We start from the raw sequence: 24,989 nt of genomic DNA on the forward strand, positions 1-24,989 counted from the left end.
TTGTTACTATGAGCAAAGTAAATGAAATCACACGTGAATCTTGGATTTTAAGTACGTTTCCTGAGTGGGGAACGTGGCTAAATGAAGAAATTGAAAAAACGGTTGTTGAACCCAATACCTTTTCAATGTGGTGGCTGGGGTGCACAGGTATTTGGTTAAAGAGTGAGGGAAATACCAATGTTTGTATCGATTTTTGGTGTGGAACAGGGAAAAAAACGCAAAAAAATCCACTCATGAATAAGCAACACCAAATGATGCGTATGGGCGGTGTTGAAGCGCTACAACCCAACTTACGTACTGCAATTTTCCCTTTAGATCCGTTTGCGATTAAAGAAGTTGATGCGATTTTAGCTTCTCATGACCATGCTGACCATATCGATGTCAATGTCGCTGCTGCGGTAATGCAAAACTGTGGTGACCACGTTAAATTTATTGGCCCTCAAGCTTGTGTGGATTTATGGATAAAATGGGGAGTACCAACCGAACGTTGCGTTGTTGCCAAAGTCGGTGATGTACTGGAAGTGGGGGATATGAAAATCCGTGTGTTAGACTCATTTGACCGCACGGCACTAGTGACATTGCCACAGGGTGTTTCTTCTTATGATAAGCAAATTTTAGATGGTATGGATTCACGTGCAGTGAATTACCTGATTGAAACAACAGGTGGCTCTATTTATCATTCAGGCGATTCACATTATTCAAACTATTATGCGGCTCACGGTAACCGTTATCAGATTGATGTGGCATTGCTTTCCTATGGAGAGAACCCACGTGGTGTGACCGATAAAATGACGTCATCCGATATTTTACGTGCGGCAGAGTCATTAGATTGCGAGCGGGTTATTCCATTCCACCATGATATTTGGGCTAACTTCCAAAATGATCCGCGGGAAATTGAAGTCTTGTGGAATATGAAAAAAGAGCGTTTGCAATATAAATTTGCCCCGTTCTTCTGGCAAGTGGGTGGGAAATATACTTATCCAACAGATAAAAACCGCATGCATTATCAACATTTCCGCGGCTTTAGTGATATTTTCAAAAATGAACCTGAATTGCCATATAAAGCGTTTTTATAATTAATCCTGCTATTAAAAGCAGCGTTTAAGGAAACTTAGACGCTGTTTTTTTATTTTATTTAAAAAATATATATATTCAAATAATATGTATTGCCAATATATTTATTATCTATGTGGCATTATTTTTTATTAATCTACTGACGTTGACTGTCTTAATTTAATATTTTCTAATGTTAGTGCTATCAATGTAGATAACTTATCTGATTCAATAAAAATAATTTCTGCTGATTTAATTTCAGTTGTTAATGATGTTAAATTTAAAAAATTTTTAGAAAACCTAACAGGAAGTAAGGTAAATATTATATCAAACATGTACTTAAGCAAGTTTGATAAAGATGATTTTCTAACTACACATTGCGACTCCGATGATGGGATAGGTATTGTAATTAACCTAACAAAGGAATGGGAAGCAAATTATGGAGGATTAACGATGATTTTAGATAAGGATAAAAAGACAATTTTAGATACTTTTATCCCGTCATATTTAAATATTTTAATTTTTGATACAAAAAAAAGAAAAATCCCACATTTCGTTTCCACAGTGACATCTAATAGAACAAGTAAAAGAATGGCATTAGTTGTGAGGTATAATGAAGCAAATTAAAGTACTTCTTTGTGCTATTTTAATATCATTCATATGGGGGAGTGCATTTCCTATATCAAAACTAGCGATTGACCAAGTAGGTGTTTGGGCTTTTAGAATCTACTCCCTAATTATTTCAGTTATTTTTTTGTGTTTTGTTTTTTTCTTTTTTAGTCGGTGTCGGTTTAATTTTCGAGAGTTTGTAAACAGTATCCCACTTGGTTTTTTAAATGTTTTTTTAGTTCCTATATTAAATAGTTTGGCGTTAAAGTATACAGAAGCGGTAAAGGCATCTGTACTTGTTTATACAATGCCAGTAATGGCAACAGTTGTATTGGGTGTAATAAATAAACATATTGAAACTCGGTCAGTATTTGTATCTTTGTTATGCATTAGTGGTATTTTTATCTTTATATCACCAGTTGGTATAAGTATTGGTGAAATGATAATTTTATTAAGTGCATTTATGTGGGCGCTAGGAACTATTTTATCTGAAAAAATTACCATGAAAATAAACCTAACTTCAAAAGTATTTTATCAAAATATAGTATCATTTGTTTTTTTTATTTTATTAATTCCATTTTTAAATGTTGATTTAAACATATTGAGTAATATACATTCTGAATTTTTTATGAGTGTATATATACCAATTATCTATATGGGGATAGCTAATGGCGTGATTGTTTATGTTCTTTGGTATTATATGATAGGGTATGGTGGCGCAAAGCTTTCATCATACTCAATTCTTATTTCACCAATCATTAGTGTGATGATTTCATCCTATCTTTTAGATGAGACAATGACAATTTCGATGATAATCGGTATGTTATTTATTTTGTTAAGTATGTTAATTGTACTTTCAGAAAAAAATAAAAATTGATATTGAAGTCACCGATAATATGCTTTTAGTGATTATTTTCTTATGGGGCACATTCCCCCTCCGCCCTTATGGGTGAAGGGAGAATGTGCTATTCACAATGCTAAGTTTCCCTTGTTACCTAATGACATTTTGTATTATTCAAAGAGTGAGATATTACTCAAGAATAAACATGCCGTATGGGTGGATCTGCAAATAGAGGTTTTCCCCGACAGAAGGTTGTAATTGAGTGGCATTAATTTGCAGTAACATTGATTGACTATGCCAATCAACAGTGACTTCATATTGAGGCCCCATATAAGCAACATGAGTCACTGTACAGCGTTGGCTGTCTTCACCTTGTAAACTCAGCGTGATAGCTTCGGGACGAACCCCCACAGTTACCGCGGTTTTATCAGTAACAAACTGTTCTGGGCGTGGTAAGCGATAATTGAAAATATCCACGGAATCCGCACTGAGTGTCGCAGGGAAAATATTGGCATCCCCCATAAAGCTGGCCATAAATTTTGACGCTGGCTGGCGGTAGAGCTCTTGCGGTGAGCCGAGTTGCATGATTTTCCCTTTATTCATGACCAACACCATATCCGAAACCGCAAAGGCCTCGCTTTGGTCGTGGGTAACATACAAAGAGGTGATATTAAACTGCTGCTGTAACTCACGGATTTTTTCACGCATGCTACGACGTAAATTTGCATCCAAGTTACTTAATGGCTCATCGAACAACAGCACTTTTGGCTTAAGGATCAATGCGCGAGCTAAGGCCACACGCTGTTGTTGGCCACCTGATATTTGGTCAACGAAACGGTCAGCAAAACCAGCTAAATCAACTAATTCTAATGCCTCGTCAACTCGTTTTTTTATTTCGGCTTTGGGTAATCCTAACATTTTTAAGCCATAACCCACGTTGTCCCCCAAGGACATATGCGGGAACAGGGCATAAGATTGGAAAACCATACAGATATCGCGTTGTTGAATGGAACGGTCTGTCACATCTTCACCGTCAATAAACATACGGCCTTCAGTCGGTTTTTCTAAGCCAGCCACTAAACGCAATACGGTGGTTTTACCGCAGCCTGATGGGCCGAGTAGGGTCACCATGCTACCTTGCGGAATTGAAAGACTTAAATCATCGATGACGGTATTGTTGCCAAAGCGTTTAGTCACATTTTTTAGTTCAACAAAATGATGTTGTGTCATGTCAGTTACTCCATGATTACTGTGCATTTTTGGCTTTGGAACGTGAAACACGGGCTTCGCCAATCAAATAGTCAAATAAGAAAATAATTGCCAACATTACGACAATCAGGATTGAGCCATAGGCAATGGCAACGCCATATTCACCGTCTTCAACACGGTTCAAAATATAAGCCGTTGCGACGCGAGTATCTGGAGTAACCAAGAATACAATCGCACTGACAGTGGTGATCGCACGGACAAAGCTATAAATCAGCGCCGATAAAATGGCTGGGCGCAACAAGGGTAACAGGATAAAGAAGATGGTACGCATTGAACCCGCTCGTAAGCTGAGTGACGCTTCATCCAATGATTTATCAATTTGCCCTAAACCTGCAATACCAGCACGGATACCCACAGGGACGTTACGCATGGTCATTGAAATAATGACGATGGCAGCCGTTCCCGTTAAATAAAACGGTGAATCGTTAAAGGCTAAAATGTATGACACACCTGCCACGGTACCAGGAACCGCAAAACACAACATCGTCGTGAATTCGATGGTCTTTTTACCACGGAAGTCTTGGCGAACTACGATATAGGCAATTAGTAAACCAAGGATCGCGGTAATAGGTGCCGCAATACCTGCATACAGAAGCGTATCTAACAGTGACGGCCATGCACCATCACTCATACCCTGACCAAATAATTTAATAAAATTATCTAAGGTTAAGGTGTAATCAACACCCCAGTTCACGGTAAAGCTACCGTAGAAAATGCTACCGTATAACAATATGTTAAATGCAACCCAAATAGCTAAGAAGGCTGTTACAGTGGCAATTAACGATGTTGGTAACGGCTGAACATCACCACGGTAAGATTTCCCGGACACAGTGACATAGGAGCGTTTGCCTATCCACATATACTGAACGCAGAAGACTAAAAGTGAGAACACTAGTAGTGACGCACCCAAGGTACTGGCGGCTTGATAATCTAACTGCGACCCAGTGATATAGAAGTAAATTTGCGTCGCGAGTACGTCGAAGTTACCACCTAAAACTAATGGGTTACTAAAGTCAGCCAATGATTGCACTATGACGATTAAAAATGCGTTTGCCAAAGCAGGTTTCAGTAATGGCATAAATACATTAAAGAAAGTTTGGTAACGGTTGGCACGCAATGTATAAGACGCTTCTTCTAAAGATGGGTGAATGGTTTTAATCGCACCATCTAAAATCATGAATGACATCGGGGTGAATGCTAGCACTTGCGCTAACCAAATTCCCGTAAAGCCATATAGCCAGTTGGTATTTTCAAGGCCCATATAAGTAGCAAGGAATTCGGTAATATACCCTGAACGCCCCATCATCAATGTGACCCCTAGACCGACGACAAATGGGGGAGTGACGATAGGCAAAATAGAAAAAACACGGCCAATGATGGCGGAGCGTTTAGCAATACGCGTCGTATAAATGGCTAAAATTAAACCAAAGAAAGTACAGCCAGCCCCTACCGCTAACGATAAAAATACAGAGTTAATAATAAATTGGACAATATGCGATTGTGTCAAAATTGCCACAAAGGCGAATGGTGCAAAGTCTCCATTTCCATCAGTAAACATTGGGATAAAAATAGCGACACTAGGGAACACAATAAACAGGGTTATTAAAGCAACAACGGTGATCAGTGAGCCAATAACAAACTGGTCTCCACCGAGCCACTCAAGGCGGGTTAACGCCAATGTCATCACCATTCCCAAGGCGATAAATAGCACAATAGCTGAGTAACCTAACCCTTTTCCTTCAAAGTAGGAGGTTAAGATCGCCACGGCGGCGGTGATAACAGCCACGCCAATATCGACGTAATGCCGTGTTTTATGATAACGATCCGCTGGTGTTAACGGGCGAATAAATAAAATAGAAGGTAATAAATACCAAAGCCAACTAATGTTTAGGCTACTCCAACCGTAAGCCGCTATGATCTCGTCTTGTGTTGAATCAAGTACGCCATAGTCTAGGCTCCAAGAAGGTAGTAACGCGAAACCTAGCCATGCAATCAGCAACCAAAAGAATATGCTATCCTTTTTGGTTGGGGTCGATAAGGTTAGGGTTTGAGACATAGTTCCCCCTAAGCTCGCCATATTTTGCGCTGTCACGGTCTTAGCTGTACTCCGCCAACCCATCACAACACTCATAATTTGAAGCTTAATTAAATTAATTTTTTATTTTAGTTAAGTAAGTGCTCAGTGCGGCGAGTTAACGCCGCACTTAATGCTATTTGCTCATTTTGACTTCAGTAACCCATTTATTGATAAGGTTTTTACGGACGTCAGCATCACCGTATTTATCCATATCGTAATTAATTAGGTTCAAATCATTGAGTTTTAATGAAATAGGCGAGGATTCTGCCGTTGTGTTGGTTAAGATTTGGTAAGATTTCCCTTCTTTCCAGCTCAGCTCTTGAGCTTCTTTCGATAAGACGAAATCAACGAATAATTTGGCGTTGTCCATATTACGCGCGTTTTTCAGGATACTGATCCCGCCGATTTCATAACCTGTTCCTTCACAAGGAGCGATGAGTTCTAACGGCGCACCGTTTTCCACTTCTAATGAATAATCATGTAAGAAGCCAATACCAATTGCCGACTCACCACGAGCCGCATTACGTGCTGGAGCAATACCTGACTTGGTATATTGTGATATGTTAGCATTTAATTTTTTTAGATAATCAAAGGCTTGCTCATTTCCCCATAATTGGTCGAAAGTGGCTAATGCAGTATAAGCAGTTCCTGAACTTTGTGGGTCTGCGATTTGAATTTCGCCTTTATACTCAGGTTTTGTTAAATCTTTCCAGCAAGTTGGGATCGGCAAACCTTTTTCTTTTAAGCGATCTTTATTGACACCGAAGCCTAAAATACCGATGTAAACTGCAGAAGAATAGTTACCTTTACGTTTTGCTGGGTCTTGGAACTGCGGCATAATTTCAGACAGATTTGGCGACTTGTATGGCTCAAGTAAATCCATTTCTCCTGCTTGTGAATGAGGGTCTAATGTACCGCCATACCACACGTCAGCTTGTGGGTTACGTTTTTCAGCCTCAATTTTGGCTAAAGTACTACCAGAACCGTTACGTACAAAGGTGGTTTTGACATCGTATTTTTTCGCAAAAGCTTGCGTTTCAGTTTCACACATGGCGTTAGTGGCGCTACAGTAAACAACCAAACGGCCCGCAGCATTTGCAGTGGTAGAAATAGCCGCTAGCGATAAACCAGCAGCGATGAGCGTAGAGAGAGTTTTCAGTTTCATTTTCAGTCCTTTATTCAGGTTTTATTATCAGAGGGTGAAACGGTGCCTGCTAAATGCTCTCGCTTGCTGACATTGGCAATCAATAGAGGCATTAGCAGTAATCCCATCAAAGCCGCAGCACTGGCCAGTAAAGAAAACATCCCTGACCAACCATAATGTGCAATGACTTGAGAGAGTGGCCATCCCGCAATTGCCGCCCCTAAATAGGCGTACAATCCAAGATAGCCCGTTACCGCCCCAGCTGCTTTTTTATGACAATATTCTGTTGCAGCTAAGCCGATTAACATTTGCGGTCCAAACACAAAAAATCCGATAGCAAAGAAACATACAGCCAATAAAGCGTAGTGATGAATTGGTGTTAACCATAAGGCGCTAACTGAGACACAAAGCCCCAAAGAAAACAGTAGGATCATTGGCGCTCGTTGGCCGCGAAATAGGATATCAGAGCCCCAGCCAGAGCAGAGAGCACCTAATAATCCTCCCAATTCAAATAACGATAATGTTGCATTTGCACTGAGTAAATTAGTGCCATGTTTTTCTGTTAACCATAAATTCCCCCAATCGTTTATCGCCATACGAATGAGATAAACCAAAATATAGGAGAAACCCAGTAACCAAATCATACGGTTAAAAATAATGGCATCTTTTAAAATCGTTAACATCGGCATGGGAGGGGACAAACGCTCTTGGCGTAACTCCAACACATCTTGTCGCCATTGCCCCACGCTTGGAAGCTGTTCTTCTTGTGGTGTGCCACGTAATTGGCGGCACAGCCATAACCCAATGATGACTCCAATAACGCCAGGGACAATTAATGCCATTTGCCAGCTGTACTGGGTTGCCAATAATGCCGTTAGCAGAGGCAGTAACATTCCCCCTAGGTTGATGGAAATATTCCACAGCCCCCACCAAAATCCACGCTCATTGCGTGAATACCAGTGCGTTAGAATGCGTGCGCAAGGTGGCCAGCCCCAGCCTTGAAAAAAGCCATTTAGTGTCCACACGATTAATAACGCCGGAAACGATAAGCAATAGGCAAAAATAATATTTAGCAGCCCTGTCATCACTAAGCCGACACCCATAAACCAACGGTATCCGGTGATATCGTGGAAAATTCCCGATAAAAACTTAGAAATACCGTAGGTTAAATAAAATGCAGTCGCTATCCAGCCAATATCGCTTTTATCGAGAAACAGCTCGTTTTGCATGACAGGCATCACGAAGTTAAAACTCTTTCGCGTAAGGTAAAAAGTGGCATAACCAATAATCATTGATAGCATTAAGCGGCGACGCCAAAAACGATACGTGTTATCCAGACTCAAGGTGTCTTTACCTGTCATAGGGCGGTTTCTCTTGTTAGGCAAAATGTAATCAAGTTTTTAACAAAAAGGATGAGAGAAGGTATTAGGGGACTAGGAATTATTCCTAGTTTTGCGATGTTTTATCTCAAAATGTGGGCAAGTTAACACTTATTTGTGTTCCGTTTTGTGTGGTCAATGTCCAGTCACCACCTAAGGCTCGAACTCGCTCCTCAATACCGCGCAAACCAAAGCCACTCGTGCGTTTGCTAAATGGAATACCAACACCATTGTCATCAACAACTAGCTGGATCGAGTCACCTATTTGCTTAAGAGATATGTGAATTTGTGTGGCTTTTGCATGTTTACTGATATTGTTAAGTAATTCTTGGACGAGGCGATAAAGTGTAAATAAAACCGTTTCATTGATCGGCGTTTCTTGTAAGCCATAATGAAAGTGACATTGAATATTATTCTGTGGAAAAGAAAATTCAGTAATTAAGTGCTTAAGTGCATTTTCAAGGGACATTTCATCCAATACGGGAGGGCGCAATTGGCGCAATAATTGCCGCGTAGATTGGTGAATTTGCTGAGCTAGTTCATTTATTTGACTTGCTGCTTGGTGGCTGATGTCGTCAGACGCTGTTTTTTTCACTAGCATTGACTGAATTTGGATGGCAGTAATATTTTGCCCAATTTCATCATGCAACTCGCGAGCAATCGCTTTTTTGATATCTTCCTCGGTATGAACGAGTTGTAACATTAAGTCGCGTCGCGCTTTTAGCTCTTGCTCTAAGCGTTGTCGGTAGCGTTGTAGGTTACTCGCCAGTTGTTTTTGTCGGCTAATTGCTATCCCAAGCCCAATGCCAATTAAGGCTTGGGAACTGAGAAACATTTCTAGCTCTTCTAAATCAACAAAGGCACCGTGAAATTGCCGTGCAAAAGTAATAATTAAACTGCCTAATAATGCAGAAAGTACGCCGCCCTGCCAACCATAGCGATAAGCCATAAAAACATTAGGAATAAAGACGAGTAGGACAATTAACCGCTCAATTTCGGGGGCAAAAAAGACTTGGGCACTCAACCCAACGACACAGAATAGAAAACACCAAACTATTAAAGAGGTTCGTAATTGTTTATCTGGCGTTCCATAATCAAGGAGCATTTGGTAGTGCTGCTCGTGGAGATATTCATAAATAAGGTAAACAAAAGGAGAGAGTAGTATTCCTCCGGTGAATGTTGTTAGGAATAATTGGCTAATGGAATAAGATGATAACCCACTGAATAATAAAGCGTGTAATACACTATTTGCGGCGACACCTGCGAGCAATAATAGTAATCGTTGCCAATATAACGTATAGCGCCACCAAATGTTTTGAATGACGAAGGCAACACCGAGACTCAATAATGGAGATAACAGTAAAACAGGTTGGAAGAGCAGTTGCTCTGATGATAACCAAAAATTTAATATCCCTTCGCTGAGTAGTAGTGTTGGCCAGTAACGTCGCCACAGGATAATCATCAATGCTAGGCGCAAGCCTTGCGGAAGAAATAAAGTTGCTTGAAAACTGTTTTGACTTAAATAAAAGCCGATGATCCACAACCCAATCCATAACAGAGAATAGGTAAAAAATAGAAAGATGGACTGCAGTGTTAAACGTAAGCTTTTATTCATGCCGAAATTACCTTGATATTAGGTTATGCTCTAACGCGTAATGAACAAGGTCGATGGTATTTTCGCATTGTAATTTGCCTAATATATTTGCACGATGCACATGCACAGTTTTATGGCTTAATTCAAGTTGCTCTGCGATCACTTTTACACTCAAGCCAGCAACTAATAAATCAAACACTTCCCGTTCCCGAGGCGTGAGTTCTTGTAGACTTTGCTGCTGTTGGGGTGAGTGGCGTAACGCTCTCATGGCATCGGCGCATAGGTAGCAGCCTCCTTGGTGTACTGAGCGAACCGCTTGCACTAATTCTTCAGGGCCACAGCGTTTAGTTAAATACGCACTGGCTCCAGCATCTAAAGCACTTTGCACAAAAGCGGGGGTATCATAAATACTCAAGATAATGGTGCGAAAATCCGGCTTTTTTTGGCGCAACCGTGATAAAAGTTGCAGGCCGTTCTCATCTGGCATCGAAATATCCATGATGGCAACATCAATATCTAAATTAAGCAAATTAGGCCAAGCTTCTTGAGCATTAGCATATTGCCCGACAACCGAAATATCAGGTTCAAGTGTTAATAGTTGTGCGAAGCCAGAACGCACAACGATATGGTCATCAACTAACGCGATTTTTATCATATTTTTTATCAATTTGATGAGTAGGGTATTGGCAAATCTTATAGCAAGACGAACAGGGATAAGCTACTAACATAATTTAAAATTCTGATATTCATCAGGTATTTTCTTTAATTATCCTGCTTTAGTGCTTTGATTGTATAAAGCAGGATAGCGGACGTTAAATGGGGTATGCTTCAATAATGGAAATATGACATTGTGTTGAAATAATTTGTTTTAATTGTAAGTTTGCTTGATTTAGCAGTGAATTGAACTCAGTTTCTGTGCGTTCATGGCCTTCATCAAATAAAACCATCTGTACTAAATCCATATTTTTACTGAAGTGGGGGTGATTGTCGTTGGTAACAATATTTTCAATGATTAGTAACTTAGAGTTAGGACTCATCGACTTTCTAATTGTTTTAAGTATCTTTATTGCAACAGTATCTGACCAATTATGAGTAATATACTTGAGTAAATAAATATCAGCTTCAGGGCAGGCTTCAAGAAATGAGCCAGCTTGGATGCTCCAACGGGTGGGGTCATCTAGTTGATTAAGAATATGTTTTTCTAATACTTGGGCTTTATCAAATAATATGCCTTTTAATGTTAAATTTGCTTTCATAACCTCTAAAAGTAACCCACCACAGCCGCCGCCAATGTCTGCAACGAGAGCGTTATCTGGGAAACTATAACTTTCTACGACAAATGCATTTTCTAATTTACTTACAGACGAAATGCCTTCGTGGAAATTATCACTATCAGTAATTCGTTCATCCCAATATTCATAAAAACTCATTCCAAACATGCTGTTAAACAAATGGGGTTCAAACGCGCTGCGGTGTAACTCGCCTGCGGGTAACCAGAACGAAGGGTCAGTAAACATCAATACCGCTTGCCGTAATGAAAACGTATTCTTTTCAGATAAATATTGTGCGGCGGGTGTGAGGTCAAATTTGTTATCAGGGGTTAGCTTAAAAATATCTTTAGTGGCTAATAATCGTAATAATCGAGTGAGTTCTCGGGGATTTGCTCCCGTTTCTTTGGCGAGTTCTTCAGCTGTTTTGGAACCTGATTGTAATGCTTCTGCAATACGCAGTTTCACCGCGGCACGTAGTGCAGCTTGGTATAAATAGCCAATAGATTGCTCTAAAATATGTAAAGCTGGTTGAAGATCCTGCATAGGTAATGAGGGCATTTTATTCATAAATACACCTTAAACGAGAAAGTAACAATAAAATATAATGATTGGTAAAGTATCTCTGCTGTTTTTATTATAGATGGATTTAACCAAAGTCAAATATATCAATTATATATTGTTGTCTTGCTCTCTATCTTAATTAGTGCCTTACGGTAAATCATTAATTATTCTAATTTAATTTATATTAAGTGTATATTTAATGTGTGATTAAACGACAGTGTCTTAAATAAGAGACAAACACACTATAGTTGTGTCTCCAAAAAGCGACATTTATCTTATTGATATTTAAGGTATTTGAAAATGAGCTAATCGGGTGTCATAAATTAGCGACACTTAAGAAAAAACAGTAAGCGGGTACGGTGTATTAAAAAGTAGCTAAAGTGGGATTAAAAATAAATTTTGTTTTTAATCATGTAGATATAAAATTTCTTGAAAAGTTGGCACGGCTTGTGCATAATAATATTCAGTTGCTCATTCAACTTCTTATGTAGGTCCAAAATTAGTTGGGTACATACCACATAAACCAAGAATGACGCCAAAGTAAGGTGCCTACCGTCCAACAGCATAGATATTCGCCTTCGGGCCTTATCAAACACAGGGCGACACGTGGAGTGAGGCACCACCTATATGATTATCTTTAATGTAAAGACATAATCATATAAAAAGCATTATAGAAGTTGTTATCGCTGGCGGGGTGAAGGTCAATACTTCATCCCGCCTTCCTGTTTTATGCCCGTCATACTTCGAACCGCAGCGTTGTTACCTGCGTTCAGCTACCCGAATCACACACTTTTGTATGTTTCATAGAGATATCTTCTCTTGCCGCCCTATGCCCGTCATACTTCGAACCGCAGCGTTGTTACCTGCGTTCAGCTACTCTAGTCACATACTTTTGTATGTTTCATAGAGATATCTTCTCTTGCCGCCCTATGCCCGTCATACTTCGAACCGCAGCGTTGTTACCTGCGTTCAGCCACTCTAGTCACATACTTTTGTATGCTCCTAGAGATATCTTCACTTGGCGCCTAGCTGCAATCCGAATTATTTAGGGCATAGCTTAGTGTTTTATTTTTAAAGAAAAAACTAAAGAAAAGACGAAAGAATTCATTTAGTAAGACCTATCGATTCTTTTATGCTTTCGTTTATGCGAAAAAGGAACATCCGGAGCGTTGAACATACCTATCTGAAAATTATCATTTTTTACCAATTAACTTGGCACGTTCATTGCTTTTTGATTGTTACACTTAGTCTGATTTTAACGCTATGGGACACAGAATTTGGATTGTGCTTTTCGCATTACAGGGAGTTCTGCTACCATTGCAATACGTTTAATGGGTATGAGATGAATGTATTGAGTAAATGGCGTTTTTTCCCTCGCTCCTTGCGTCAACTAGTTGTGATGGCATTCTGGCTTGTATTACTTCCTTTATTAGTATTAGCCTATCAGGCATATCAAAGCCTAGAGCAACTGAGTAACCAAGCTGCCAATATCAATAAAACCACGTTGCTTGACGCACGGCGTAGTGAAGTGATGAGTAGCCTCGCCTTAGAAATGGAACGGAGCTATCGTCAATATTGTGTTTTGCAAGATGCTACATTGCATACTCAATATCAGAAACAGTTTGCAGACTACCAGCAAATGTTTGAACGTCAGCGAACGATCTTACCTACCTCGACAGACACTTCTGCATTGACTAAGACTTTGGATGTACTTAAAACGGTTGCGTGTGAAAACAATGAACCGACAGAAAAAATCACACGGGCTTTAGAACAATTTTCTGCCGAAAATGCCTCATTAGTGCAAGAAACTCGTGATGTGATTTTTAGCCGTGGGGAACAGCTGCAAAAAGCGATTGCGAATAAAGGCCAACTATTTGGTTGGCAAAGCTTAATTTTATTCTTATTAAGCGCATTGCTAGTGGCATTATTCACTCGGATGATTATTGGCCCAGTTAAAGCTATCGAACGAATGATTAACCGTCTCGGTACTGGGCGTACAATTGCGAATAATATTGAACGCTTTAAAGGCCCTAGGGAGCTACGGACAATCGCACAGCGGATTATTTGGTTAAGTGAACGACTCGCATGGCTTGAATCACAGCGCCACGAATTTCTACGCCATATTTCACATGAATTAAAAACACCTCTTGCAAGCATGCGTGAAGGAACAGAATTACTCGCTGATGAGGTGGCAGGGCCATTAACGGTGTCTCAAAAAGAAGTTGTAGAAATTCTTGATCACAGCAGTAAGCATCTTCAGCAACTTATTGAGCAATTACTTGATTATAATCGTAAGCTTGTCGATGACCCGCCAGAAGCACAAATTGTTGATTTACAAAAACTCATTGAAGATATTGTTAAAGCACATAATTTACCGGCACGGGCTAAAAATATTAAAACAGAAGTGCGTTTAAAAGTGGACAGCTGTTTAGCCGAACCCTCACTTTTAGGACGAGTTATTGATAATATCTACTCCAATGCGGTGCACTATGGTGGCGAATCAGGTAATATTTGGATCTCTAGTCGCCAAACAGGTAATAAGCTTCTGATTGAAGTTGCGAATACGGGGACGCCAATTCCTGAGTCTGAGCAAAGTATGATTTTTGAGCCGTTCTATCAAGGTTCACTACAAAGAAAAGGTGCTGTCAAAGGAAGTGGGCTAGGGCTGAGTATTGCGCAAGATTGTATTAAACAAATGGGGGGAGAACTTTCTCTCGTTCCCAACAAATCAGCAGATGTCTGTTTTAGAATTGAACTGCCTCTAACCGCAGAGAATGAATAATGGTAAATCGGTCTACAGGTGTTTGGGCGGTACTTTACCGTAACGCATCGTTAAGTAAATATAACCAAAGAGTACCTTATGTGATGAGACGTACAGGGCTCAATTTTGGGGCGGTTTTATTTTCCCTAATTTTAAGTGGATGTGTAGTAAAAAATGGTCAGTCACCACTCGAAACTCTGGCGCAAGTTGTTGTGCCTGAAGTTAAAGTCACAGACTACCGTTATACATCATGTGAATCTATTTGGAGCAATGACCAGCCAGCTGCACGGGAAAATGCATTATTTTGGTTACGAATGATGGACTGCGCAGATCGCACGGAAACCAGTCAAGCACGTGAGGATGCAGGTAAAATAGACGTAACAAATTGGTCGAGTGCATTTCAACAAAATATTTTGTTGAATTCTGCTGACCCGTCTATTGCAGAGCGCCGTAAAATGCTTGATAGCATAAATACGTACAGTTTGAATTTTCCCACAGGGGTACGTCCATTATTACAATTATGGCGTGAGCAACAAGTACAAATTATCAATCTGTCAGATGCAGGGGTTCGTTATAAACGCCTACAGCAAGAAATGGATACAAAACTCGACCGTCTAAAGGAAGATAATGCTAAATTGGCTTTTGAACTGAATACGACCTCCCGTAAGCTTGAAAATTTAACGGACATTGAACGCCAGCTTTCTTCTCGTAAGAAAAGCACCAACGAAACCGAAAAAGATGTAGAAAATGGGGTTGAAGGAGATAAGCCTATTTCCTCAGAAGAGCCAAAGCCTGAAAGCAGCGCATCTTCTCCAGTAGAGCAAAATTCATCGGAGAATGAACAAAAATGACGAATCGTAAGTCAGCAAATTTATTGCTAGTTGACGATGACCCGAGCCTTCTTAAATTGTTAGGTATGCGCTTGAGTAGTGAAGGTTTTAAAGTCACTACAGCAGAAAGCGGCCCTGAAGCACTAAAAATCTTACAAAAAGAAAAATTAGATTTAGTGATTAGCGATTTACGCATGGATGAAATGGATGGTATGGCGCTTTTCGATGAGATACAAAAAGTCCATCCAAACATGCCAGTTATCATACTCACTGCTCATGGTTCTATCCCTGATGCCGTCGCGGCAACACAACGAGGCGTATTTAGTTTTTTAACTAAGCCAGTAGATAAAGACGCATTATATAAAGCAATCGATGAAGCTCTCGCGCTCTCTTCGACACCGATTAGCGATGAGGAGTGGAGCGCTGGTATAGTCACGCGTAGCCCCTTAATGATTCGGCTATTAGAACAAGCGCATATGGTGGCACAATCTGATGTTAGCGTGCTAATTAATGGGCAAAGTGGTACAGGTAAAGAAGTTTTAGCTCAGGCTATTCATAAAGCTAGCCCTAGGGCACGTAAGCCGTTTATTGCCATTAACTGCGGTGCATTACCTGAACAATTATTAGAGTCTGAATTATTTGGTCATGCTAAAGGGGCTTTTACCGGCGCAGTAAGTAACCGCGAAGGGTTATTCTTTGCAGCCAGCGGTGGTACGTTATTTTTAGATGAGATTGGCGATATGCCAATGCCATTGCAGGTTAAATTATTGCGAGTATTGCAAGAACGCAAAGTTCGCCCTTTAGGTAGTAACCGCGATTTAGATATTGACGTGCGAATTCTCTCCGCAACTCACCGGAATTTGCCTAAAGCGATGGAAAAAAATGAGTTTCGTGAGGACCTCTATTATCGCTTAAATGTGGTTAATCTGCGTATTCCTGCGTTAAATGAACGTTCTGAAGATATTCCATTATTAGCAAATCATCTATTGCGTGAATCTGCATCACGGCATAAACCTTTCGTGCGTAGTTTTTCCAGTGACGCCATGAAGTGCTTAATAACAGCGAGTTGGCCGGGCAATGTTCGTCAATTAGTTAATGTTATTGAACAATGCGTTGCATTAACAACGTCTCCTGTTATCAGCGAAGCACTCGTTAGCCAAGCGCTTCAAGGTGAAAATACGGCCTTGCCGACATTTGTTGAAGCTCGTAATCAATTTGAATTGAATTATTTACGTAAGTTATTACAAATGACAAAAGGGAATGTCACCCAAGCTGCCCGAATGGCAGGGCGAAACCGCACAGAATTTTACAAATTACTTGGTCGACACGATTTAGAAGCCAATGATTTTAAAGAATAAATAAGAATTATTTACCACATAGTTGTTATCGATTACATTATGTGGAATAAGGCAATTCATATTCACGCTCCGGGAGAAAAAACACCTTATGAGCCGTAAGCTTAATATTTCACTAGCACAACTTAATTGGTTAGTCGGTGACATCGAAGGCAACTGCGATCGCATGTTGCAAGTTGTGAGTGAACAAGCACCAAACACAGATATTGTCATGTTTTCAGAGCTGTCTTTGACAGGGTACCCACCAGAGGATTTAATTTTCCGAGCTGATTTTGAGGACCGCTGTTTAGTACAACTCGACCGTTTGCAAAAAGCCAGCCAAGAAACGGCAATTATTGTTGGTCATCCATGGTATGAAGGGGATGATATCTATAATGCATTGTCTTTTTTCTATCAAGGCAAATTGCACGCACGCTATTTTAAACAAGAATTACCAAATTACGGCGTGTTTGATGAGCCTCGTTATTTCACCGCAGATGAAAAAACCTGTGTTGTTGAATTTAAAGGTTACCAGCTCGGCTTATTGATTTGCGAAGATATTTGGTATGACGAACCGGTTGATGCAGTAAAAGGGGCTGGCGCTGAAATATTACTGACAATCAATGCATCTCCTTATGATATTAATAAAGAACATATTCGAACTGATTTATTAGTCGATCATTGTAAACGCACTCATATGCCAATTGTGTATCTCAATCAAGTTGGCGGACAAGACGAATTGGTTTTTGATGGTGGCTCAAAAATCATTGCAAACAAAGGCAAGCAAACCTTTAAATTGGAAGAATTTAAAGAGCAGGTTATCACAGTGCAATTTGATGAACTTGCATTGGTGAGCGAAGGTAGCGTATTTATTGAGAATGACCCTGTGGCGCAGGTATACCAAGCTTTAGTCATGTCTACTCGCGACTACATCAATAAAAATGGTTTTAATGGGGCTATTTTAGGGCTATCAGGCGGGATTGATTCAGGGTTAACAGTGGCTATTGCCGTTGATGCAATAGGGAAAGAGCACGTGCAAGCGGTCATGATGCCATTCCGCTATACTTCTGAGATGAGCATCCACGACGCTAAAGAACAAGCTGATTTGCTTGGTGTTGAATTCGATATCGTATCTATCGAACCGATGTTTGATGCTTTTATGGCACAGTTAACGCCTATGTTTGAAGGAACCGCGGTTGATACAACTGAGGAAAACTTACAAGCGCGTTGCCGAGCCGTTATTTTAATGGCGATGTCGAATAAACGTCGTCGCTTAGTTTTGACTACCAGTAATAAAAGTGAGTCAGCGGTTGGCTACTCGACATTGTATGGTGATATGGCGGGTGGTTTTGACGTATTAAAAGATGTGCCTAAAACCCTTGTCTTTGAGTTGGCTAAATACCGTAATACTATCTCTCCAGCAATCCCACAACGCGTGATTGATAGGCCGCCATCAGCAGAACTTGCGCCAGGGCAATTAGATCAAGACAGTTTGCCACCTTATGATGTGTTAGATGCATTATTAGAAGGCTATGTGGAAAAAGACTTGTCAGTTAATGACCTAATCAAACTTGGTTTTGATAAAGACGTGGTACGCAAAGTTGTGCGCCTTGTTGATATTAATGAATATAAACGTCGTCAGGCGCCTGTTGGGCCACGTATTACGATGCGTAATTTTGGTAAAGACCGCCGTTATCCGATCACCTCAGGTTTTGGCCGTAAAAACTGGTCATAACAGGAATTATTTATGAAAAAAATTGATGCAATTATAAAGCCATTCAAACTTGATGATGTTCGTGAAGCGCTTGCAGAAGTGGGCATTACTGGAATGACAGTGACTGAAGTGAAAGGTTTTGGACGTCAAAAAGGGCATACTGAACTTTACCGTGGCGCAGAGTATATGGTTGATTTTTTACCTAAGGTAAAAATTGAAATTGTAGTACCTGATGACATCGTTGAAAACTGCGTCGAAACCATTATGCAAACTGCACAAACTGGCAAAATTGGTGATGGAAAGATCTTTGTTTATGATGTCGCTCGAGTGATCCGTATTCGAACCGGTGAGCAAGACGAAGAAGCAATTTAATAAATTAAGTTTGTATGAAAATGCGGTAACGGAAAATACACAGGAATGGGATTAGAATTGTATATTTATTATGCGAGCCCGTTACCGCTAAATTAGAAAACTACGAATATTTAACTAGTTAACCCATTTTCTTCAGTTAATATGTTTCATAGAATGCTCTTCTAAACAGAAGAGCATTTTTTGTGAATTAATTGAGGGGTAATACCTTGTGTGGTCCAAAACATTCATAGTGAATAGCACTGGTATCGACACCCATTGCAATTAGCTGCTTACCTACGTGCTGCATAAACCCAACAGGGCCACAGAAATAGAATTGCATATTCGGTTGCTCAATCCATTCACGTACCAATTCTAAATTCATTAAACCTTCATATTGGTAATCAAACCCGAGACGATCTTCCTCTCTTGGTTGATTAAACCAAATCGCGGATTGGCTGGTTTGCTGTTTTGCTAATAGTTGTTGAATTTCGTGCCTAAAGGCATGAACGGCACCATTTTCAGCGGCATGGAACCAATTAACTTGTGCGTTGTGACCTTGTTCTGTTAGATGATTTAACATGCTCAGCATTGGAGTTAAACCAACGCCAGCAGAGATCAAGGTAACAGGTGTCTGACCATCAACATCAATAAAGAAATCACCACATGGAGGGGCGAGCAGTACACTATCACCTTCATTTAATTGTTGATGTAAGAAATTAGAAACGGAGCCTTGTTCTTCACGTTTTACCGCAATACGGTAGCTACGGCCATTAGGTGCAGTGGTCAGAGAGTATTGGCGGATTTCTTGGTTTTCAAATCCCTGGTTGTTGACATAAATAGTGATATATTGGCCTGGGCGGTAATCAGCGACAGGTTGCCCATCGACAGGAACAAATTCAAAACTTGTAATCACATCACTTTGTGGTTGTTTTTGCGCTAATTTAAACTCACGTAAGCCTTCCCAACCCCCATTTTTATCCGCATTTTCTTGGTAAATTGCAGCTTCTCTACCAATAAAAATATCGGCTAAAACACCGTAAGCTCTTCCCCATGCATCAAGAACCTCTTGGCCTGGGTTGAGGAGTTCATCAATAGCCGCGAGTAAGTTTTCCCCGACGATTGGATAGTGCTCAGGTTTAATATTTAAGCTTACATGTTTTTGGGCGATTTTTTCGACAGCTGAAATAAGAGCCTCAGGAGTTTCAATATGCACAGCATATGCGCAGATAGCGTTGAAAAGGGCTTCTCGTTGGTCCCCATTCACTTGGTGAGTCATGTTGAAAATATCTTTTAATTCAGGATGCTGTTTAAACATCCGATCATAAAAATGCGCGGTCAGTTTTGGCCCTGTTTCAGCAATGGCAGGAATGGTTGATTTAACAATGGCAATGGTTTGGCTATCTAGCATACAGGTGCTCCTGAATTATTTTCATGTTCTCATTATAGTTATGGCAAAGGGCAAATTTTTGCGATCTAAAAATATTCCTTTGTAGATTAGTTAGATAAATTTATTTCATCTCAGCTAATCCCTATTTTTTGCGAACGATGAAGGTGATTTATAAAGATGTATTTTAAATACAACTTATAATATTTACGTGTTTATGTAAAGACTCAAATCGGAAAAATAGGGTGGATTTAGGCACATAATGAGAAGGGAATAGCAAATCTGGATGTTTGTCCGTTAAAAATTAAAATTTGAGCTATTTTATAATGAAGCCTTCAGAAGCAAATGAAGTGAAAAAAATTAATGCAATCGTTTGCGTATATTTTTTCTTTAGGGCTATCTCAAGAGAGAAAAAGAGTTTACACTGTGTGTCATTGCGATGAATCGATTTTCAACCTATTGAATTGCTGAGGCAGGAGAAGCGAATGTTAAAGCGTGAAATGAATATTGCTGACTACGATCCGAAATTATGGGAAGCAATGGAGCAAGAAGTACAACGTCAAGAAGAACACATTGAATTAATTGCTTCTGAAAACTATACCAGTCCACGAGTCATGCAGGCTCAAGGTTCTCAGCTAACCAATAAATATGCAGAAGGCTACCCAGGCAAACGCTACTATGGCGGTTGTGAGTATGTTGACGTGGTAGAGCAATTAGCGATTGACCGTGCGAAAGAACTATTTGGTGCTGACTATGCGAATGTGCAGCCGCACTCAGGTTCGCAAGCTAACGCTGCAGTTTACATGGCGTTACTACAGCCAGGTGATACCGTTCTGGGAATGAACCTAGCACATGGTGGTCACTTAACTCACGGTTCACCGGTTAACTTCTCAGGTAAACTGTACAACATCGTGCCTTACGGTATTGATGAAAGCGGTAAAATTGACTACGACGATATCAAAGCGCAAGCGGAAAAACACAAACCAAAAATGATTATCGGTGGTTTCTCTGCGTACTCAGGTGTCGTTGATTGGGCTAAAATGCGTGAAATCGCAGATGGTATTGGCGCTTACCTGTTTGTTGATATGGCTCACGTTGCAGGTTTGATTGCTGCGGGTGTTTATCCAAACCCAGTTCCTCATGCACACGTTGTGACAACAACAACGCATAAAACTTTAGCGGGTCCACGTGGTGGGTTAATTTTAGCTAAAGGTGGTGACGAAGAGTTGTACAAAAAAATCAACTCAGCGGTATTCCCTGGATCTCAAGGTGGCCCTTTAATGCATGTTATTGCAGGTAAAGCGGTTGCTCTGAAAGAAGCGATGGAACCTGAATTCAAAGTTTATCAACAGCAAGTTGCTAAGAATGCGAAGGCAATGGTCGATGTTTTCCAAAAACGTGGCTACAAAGTGGTATCTGGCGGAACTGAAAACCACTTATTCTTAGTTGATTTGGTTGATAAAGACATTACAGGTAAAGATGCAGATGCTGCACTTGGCCGTGCGAATATCACTGTTAACAAAAACAGTGTACCGAACGACCCTAAGAGCCCATTTGTAACGTCTGGTGTACGTATTGGTTCTCCTGCGATTACGCGTCGTGGCTTCAAAGAAGCAGAAGCGGGTGAGCTAGCTGGCTGGATGTGTGATATTCTAGACAACCTCAATGACGAAGCGACCATTGAGAGCGTGAAGCAAAAAGTATTAGCAATTTGCAAAAAATACCCAGTTTACGCATAACATAACGTATTATTAATTACTGAAACCCGCTTCTACATGTATGTATGAGCGGGTTTTTTGCATTGAAAAAACGGAGGAGTGATGGTCATTCCATCAACGCGTTGGCTAGCTATTGATTATTTTACCTACTTTTTTGCCTACAGTATTTTCTTGCCATTTTGGTCAGTTTGGTTACAAGGTGAGGGAATTGATGCAGAAATGATTGGTGTTTTGTTAGGGGTCGGGCTAGCAGCCCGTTTCCTTGGTGCGATGTTTATTACTCCTTTAGTTAAAGAGCCCTCGAAACTTATTACTGCTCTACGCTTACTCGCAGGGCTTTCACTTATTTTTTCTGTCGGTTTTGCTCTGGGTTCTCACTGGGCATGGCTGTTGTTTGTAATGATTGGGTTTAACTTATTTTTTGCACCAATGGTTCCACTGGGTGATTCACTGGCGGGGACATGGCAAAAACAATTTACCTTTGACTACGGCAAAATTCGCGTTTGGGGTTCGATAGCTTTTATTATTGGTTCCTCACTGATGGGGTATTTAGCCGGTGTTTGGGGAAATAAAGCCATCATGGTGGCCTTGATAGTAAGCTGTTTAGCATTATTACTAGGCGCAATGCTGAAACCAGCAATTATGCCAATGGGGGCAGCGAAAGCGGATGGTGGTAATAAGGTTACGTTTAAACAATTGATTGCGGATAAAAACGTCGTTAGGTTTCTTATCTGTGTTACGTTACTGCAAGGGGCTCATGCGGCTTATTATGGTTTTGCTTCCCTATTTTGGAAAGAAGCCGGCTATTCAGATTTAGTTATCGGTAATTTATGGTCGCTCGGTGTGGTTGCTGAAGTCATTGTATTTATGTTAAGCCACCGTTTATTTAGGCGTTGGAGCGCTCGAAATTTACTGTTGTTATCTGCCTTCTGTGGAATTATTCGTTGGGGCTTGATGGGAGCGTTTACTGCATTACCGGTATTAATCGTGGTACAAATTCTTCACAGTGGTACTTTTACAATTTGCCACCTAGCCGCAATGCGCTTTATTAGTGCAAGAAAAGAAAATGAAATTATCCCATTACAAGGTGTTTACTCCGCACTCGCAACTGGCGGCGGGTTAGCCGTACTGACTATTATTGTCGGATACATTTATGAGCGAGTGCCTGCTCATCATGGTGTGGTATTTTACTTAATGGCTCTTCTCGCTATCCCTGCCGTGTTTATCCGCCCTAAAGTGGTGGCTCAATCTTAATATTCACCTGCCAAGTTATAGAAGCGGTTAAGCCTATTTTATAGCTTGGTTTGGTATTGAATTTGTTTTCCAGTATCGTCAATATAAATCATTGTTATATTTTCTCCGTGATTAATATCAGCGGTTGAAAAGTAAGTTTGTGATGAAAATGGCTCTACCATCGAGCTTTTTGCAATAGAACGACTTTTATTATTAGCTAGATAGATATTGGCAATATTTAAAAAATAAGGGGTCGGGTTGTTGACGACAATACCGTCTTTAGCTAAATGAAATTGGATGTTTTTGATGACATTGTTTGGCTTTTCTGTGAGGTTTGTAGGGCGATAAAAAACTTTAATTCGTGTTTGAATGGCAAACTGTAGCATATTGGCACTATTTATTTGCTTTGGCTTTGGCGCAATATCTAATACATTTAAATAAAATACAGACTCTTTATTCGTAGGGAGTTTGTCACCAATAAAACGTATTTGTAATTGAACTCCGTCATTTGCTGCGATTTTAGTGACGGGGGGCGTTACAATAAATGGTGCGTTCGTCGTTTCTGGTGTCGAGTCCGGATTACCTTCATCCACCCAGCTTTGAGTTAATGTGGCTTGTTCACTGTAATTAGTAAGTTGAATTCTGACGGATTTTTTATCACTAGGGAAAATAATTCGTGTTCCTTGCAAAACAAGACTTGCACTTGTTTGGAAGCTAAAAAATAGTAATGTAGCGAACCCTGTAATTTTAATGAATTCCACCATGGTATTTTCCTTGTTAATTATATGACATCACAACTGTTGCCGTACTTGAGACTTGCCCTTGAGTGACACTATTGGTGTTGTATGCATAGTAATAAGCACCTAAATTTACTGAAAAAGAAGGGGAGATTGGATTTCCCTTGAGGACAGTAAAAATATTTGTCGCTCCATTTTTAGCTGCCACGCTATCTGAAAGCACTAACGGTGTATTGAGATTACTTGCGCTAACTAATCGGAAGCCAACGCCTTTAGCGCCTTGACTAATGGTATTATTCAATGTTGCTTTATCATTTGAGAGCAAATTGCTACTGGATAAAAAAATAGATACATCACGAGAAGCATTACCGCCTGCTAAAAAGTCTTGGCAAGTAAAATTAAGTGTGAATGGCGTGTAGCCCGCTCTGGTTGCAGTTTTCACTGCATTGATGCTTACTGGGGGTAGCGAAACGACTAAACCTTGGTTAACAAAATTACAGGTAGTGAGGATTGGATTATAAGTTAAGGTAATTGGTTGTAAGTAGATATCATCAGCACTGGTTGGCCATTGCAGCGTTAACAGAAAAGTGACTAATTTAGATACAATATCTAATAGCCACTGTAAAATTCCCAAGCTGGAAGCATCAGAGGCGAGTACGATAGGGGTAACTGTGGCGGTGCTTCCTGATACTTCGACATAGTTGGTTCCGGGTTTAGTCGCAAGCAAATTAAATTGAACGGTAAAATTTGTATCGAGTTCACTACCTTGATGTACACCTTCCGTAAGGCCGATAACCCTATCTTTTTCTAATGCAGTGACTGTAATTGAGACAAACTGCTTTCCACCATTAAAACCAATAGTGGCGGTTCTGCCTTGGAAAGGAGATGCGATACCAATAGAGTTAGGAAAAAGTATACCTCTTGCAGTACAGGTAAAAGTCCCAGGGTAGATGGTTCTACTATTTTTACTAACTTGAGTCGATGTACTGGTGAGCTCTGTCGATAAATCAAAAGCAAGAGCGGGAGCCGTCACGGTAGAAGTTTGTCTACAATGTGCTGAGGAAAACTGGCTGTAAGCCAATATACTGGAAAACATCAGTGCTAAAGTGATTTTTTTCATCATATTTTC

At 40.2% G+C, this 24,989-nt stretch carries 20 protein-coding genes; 10 read left to right on the forward strand and 10 right to left on the reverse strand.

Annotated features, from left to right (window positions below; all coding sequences use genetic code 11):
• The first annotated feature begins 8 nt into the window (after positions 1-8).
• From ulaG to PSE83_RS05890, 3 genes are all read left to right on the forward strand, one after another.
• Entirely contained in the window at positions 9-1,076 is a 1,068-nt protein-coding gene (ulaG, locus tag PSE83_RS05880; RefSeq protein WP_094961696.1) for an L-ascorbate 6-phosphate lactonase, read from the forward strand.
• A gap of 310 nt (positions 1,077-1,386) precedes the next feature.
• Positions 1,387-1,680 carry a 2OG-Fe(II) oxygenase family protein gene (locus PSE83_RS05885; protein ID WP_094961698.1) on the forward strand — a complete coding sequence of 98 codons (294 nt, stop codon included), beginning with the start codon at positions 1,387-1,389 and terminating at the stop codon, positions 1,678-1,680.
• Positions 1,667-2,539, forward strand: a complete 873-nt coding sequence (locus PSE83_RS05890) for a DMT family transporter (protein ID WP_180312564.1) — start codon at positions 1,667-1,669, stop codon at positions 2,537-2,539. Before PSE83_RS05885 ends, PSE83_RS05890 begins: the two co-directional genes overlap by 14 nt.
• Before the next feature lie 153 nt (positions 2,540-2,692).
• Here the strand turns inward: PSE83_RS05890 and fbpC are convergent, their stop codons facing one another.
• The 7 genes from fbpC to PSE83_RS05925 all read right to left on the reverse strand — a co-directional run bounded on the left by fbpC (position 2,693) and on the right by PSE83_RS05925 (position 11,804).
• Positions 2,693-3,733, reverse strand: coding sequence for a ferric ABC transporter ATP-binding protein (gene fbpC, locus PSE83_RS05895; RefSeq protein ID WP_094961700.1), 1,041 nt, complete (start codon positions 3,731-3,733; stop codon positions 2,693-2,695).
• A gap of 16 nt (positions 3,734-3,749) precedes the next feature.
• Entirely contained in the window at positions 3,750-5,828 is a 2,079-nt protein-coding gene (locus PSE83_RS05900; RefSeq protein WP_272660718.1) for an ABC transporter permease, read from the reverse strand.
• Between the two features lie 154 nt (positions 5,829-5,982).
• Positions 5,983-7,014 (reverse strand): ABC transporter substrate-binding protein, encoded by a 1,032-nt coding sequence (locus PSE83_RS05905; RefSeq protein ID WP_004264950.1) that lies wholly within the window; start codon positions 7,012-7,014, stop codon positions 5,983-5,985.
• Between the two features lie 14 nt (positions 7,015-7,028).
• Positions 7,029-8,354 carry an MFS transporter family glucose-6-phosphate receptor UhpC gene (uhpC, locus tag PSE83_RS05910; RefSeq protein WP_036959008.1) on the reverse strand — a complete coding sequence of 442 codons (1,326 nt, stop codon included), beginning with the start codon at positions 8,352-8,354 and terminating at the stop codon, positions 7,029-7,031.
• A gap of 106 nt (positions 8,355-8,460) precedes the next feature.
• The gene (locus PSE83_RS05915) at positions 8,461-9,987 is read right to left on the reverse strand and encodes an MASE1 domain-containing sensor histidine kinase (RefSeq protein ID WP_110591969.1); all 1,527 of its coding nucleotides are present in this window, start codon (positions 9,985-9,987) and stop codon (positions 8,461-8,463) included.
• A gap of 7 nt (positions 9,988-9,994) precedes the next feature.
• Complete coding sequence (locus tag PSE83_RS05920) at positions 9,995-10,621, reverse strand: response regulator transcription factor (RefSeq protein WP_004264947.1); 627 nt, start codon at positions 10,619-10,621, stop codon at positions 9,995-9,997.
• Positions 10,622-10,778: 157 nt separating this feature from the next.
• Positions 10,779-11,804, reverse strand: coding sequence for a methyltransferase (locus PSE83_RS05925; protein ID WP_262961067.1), 1,026 nt, complete (start codon positions 11,802-11,804; stop codon positions 10,779-10,781).
• Positions 11,805-13,140: 1,336 nt separating this feature from the next.
• Between PSE83_RS05925 and PSE83_RS05930 the strand changes: the two genes are divergently transcribed.
• The 5 genes from PSE83_RS05930 to glnB all read left to right on the forward strand — a co-directional run bounded on the left by PSE83_RS05930 (position 13,141) and on the right by glnB (position 18,809).
• A complete protein-coding gene (locus PSE83_RS05930; protein WP_036959006.1) occupies positions 13,141-14,580 on the forward strand; it encodes a sensor histidine kinase in 1,440 nt (479 codons plus the stop codon).
• A complete protein-coding gene (gene qseG / locus PSE83_RS05935) occupies positions 14,580-15,410 on the forward strand; it encodes a two-component system QseEF-associated lipoprotein QseG (RefSeq protein ID WP_198633697.1) in 831 nt (276 codons plus the stop codon). Before PSE83_RS05930 ends, qseG begins: the two co-directional genes overlap by 1 nt.
• Complete coding sequence (gene glrR / locus PSE83_RS05940) at positions 15,407-16,747, forward strand: two-component system response regulator GlrR (protein ID WP_198633698.1); 1,341 nt, start codon at positions 15,407-15,409, stop codon at positions 16,745-16,747. The genes qseG and glrR overlap by 4 nt, the downstream gene beginning before the upstream one ends.
• An 88-nt stretch (positions 16,748-16,835) precedes the next feature.
• Positions 16,836-18,458, forward strand: a complete 1,623-nt coding sequence (locus PSE83_RS05945) for an NAD+ synthase (RefSeq protein ID WP_004264936.1) — start codon at positions 16,836-16,838, stop codon at positions 18,456-18,458.
• Between the two features lie 12 nt (positions 18,459-18,470).
• Positions 18,471-18,809 carry a nitrogen regulatory protein P-II gene (gene glnB, locus PSE83_RS05950; RefSeq protein ID WP_004912721.1) on the forward strand — a complete coding sequence of 113 codons (339 nt, stop codon included), beginning with the start codon at positions 18,471-18,473 and terminating at the stop codon, positions 18,807-18,809.
• Positions 18,810-18,996: 187 nt separating this feature from the next.
• On the opposite strand, the gene hmpA is transcribed toward glnB, so the two are convergent.
• Positions 18,997-20,196, reverse strand: a complete 1,200-nt coding sequence (hmpA, locus tag PSE83_RS05955) for an NO-inducible flavohemoprotein (RefSeq protein WP_004264934.1) — start codon at positions 20,194-20,196, stop codon at positions 18,997-18,999.
• Between the two features lie 461 nt (positions 20,197-20,657).
• Here hmpA and glyA point away from each other — a divergent pair, with 461 nt between their 5' ends.
• Complete coding sequence (glyA, locus tag PSE83_RS05960) at positions 20,658-21,911, forward strand: serine hydroxymethyltransferase (protein WP_004264933.1); 1,254 nt, start codon at positions 20,658-20,660, stop codon at positions 21,909-21,911.
• Positions 21,912-21,992: 81 nt separating this feature from the next.
• Entirely contained in the window at positions 21,993-23,144 is a 1,152-nt protein-coding gene (locus PSE83_RS05965; protein ID WP_004264932.1) for a 3-phenylpropionate MFS transporter, read from the forward strand.
• 38 nt (positions 23,145-23,182) lie between these two features.
• On the opposite strand, the gene PSE83_RS05970 is transcribed toward PSE83_RS05965, so the two are convergent.
• A complete protein-coding gene (locus PSE83_RS05970; protein WP_004264931.1) occupies positions 23,183-23,887 on the reverse strand; it encodes a fimbrial biogenesis chaperone in 705 nt (234 codons plus the stop codon).
• 13 nt (positions 23,888-23,900) lie between these two features.
• Positions 23,901-24,980 carry a fimbrial protein gene (locus tag PSE83_RS05975; protein WP_036959002.1) on the reverse strand — a complete coding sequence of 360 codons (1,080 nt, stop codon included), beginning with the start codon at positions 24,978-24,980 and terminating at the stop codon, positions 23,901-23,903.
• Between the last annotated feature and the right edge of the window lie 9 nt (positions 24,981-24,989).

This window comes from Providencia sp. PROV150 (genome assembly GCF_028481025.1).
GTDB lineage: Bacteria > Pseudomonadota > Gammaproteobacteria > Enterobacterales > Enterobacteriaceae > Providencia > Providencia hangzhouensis.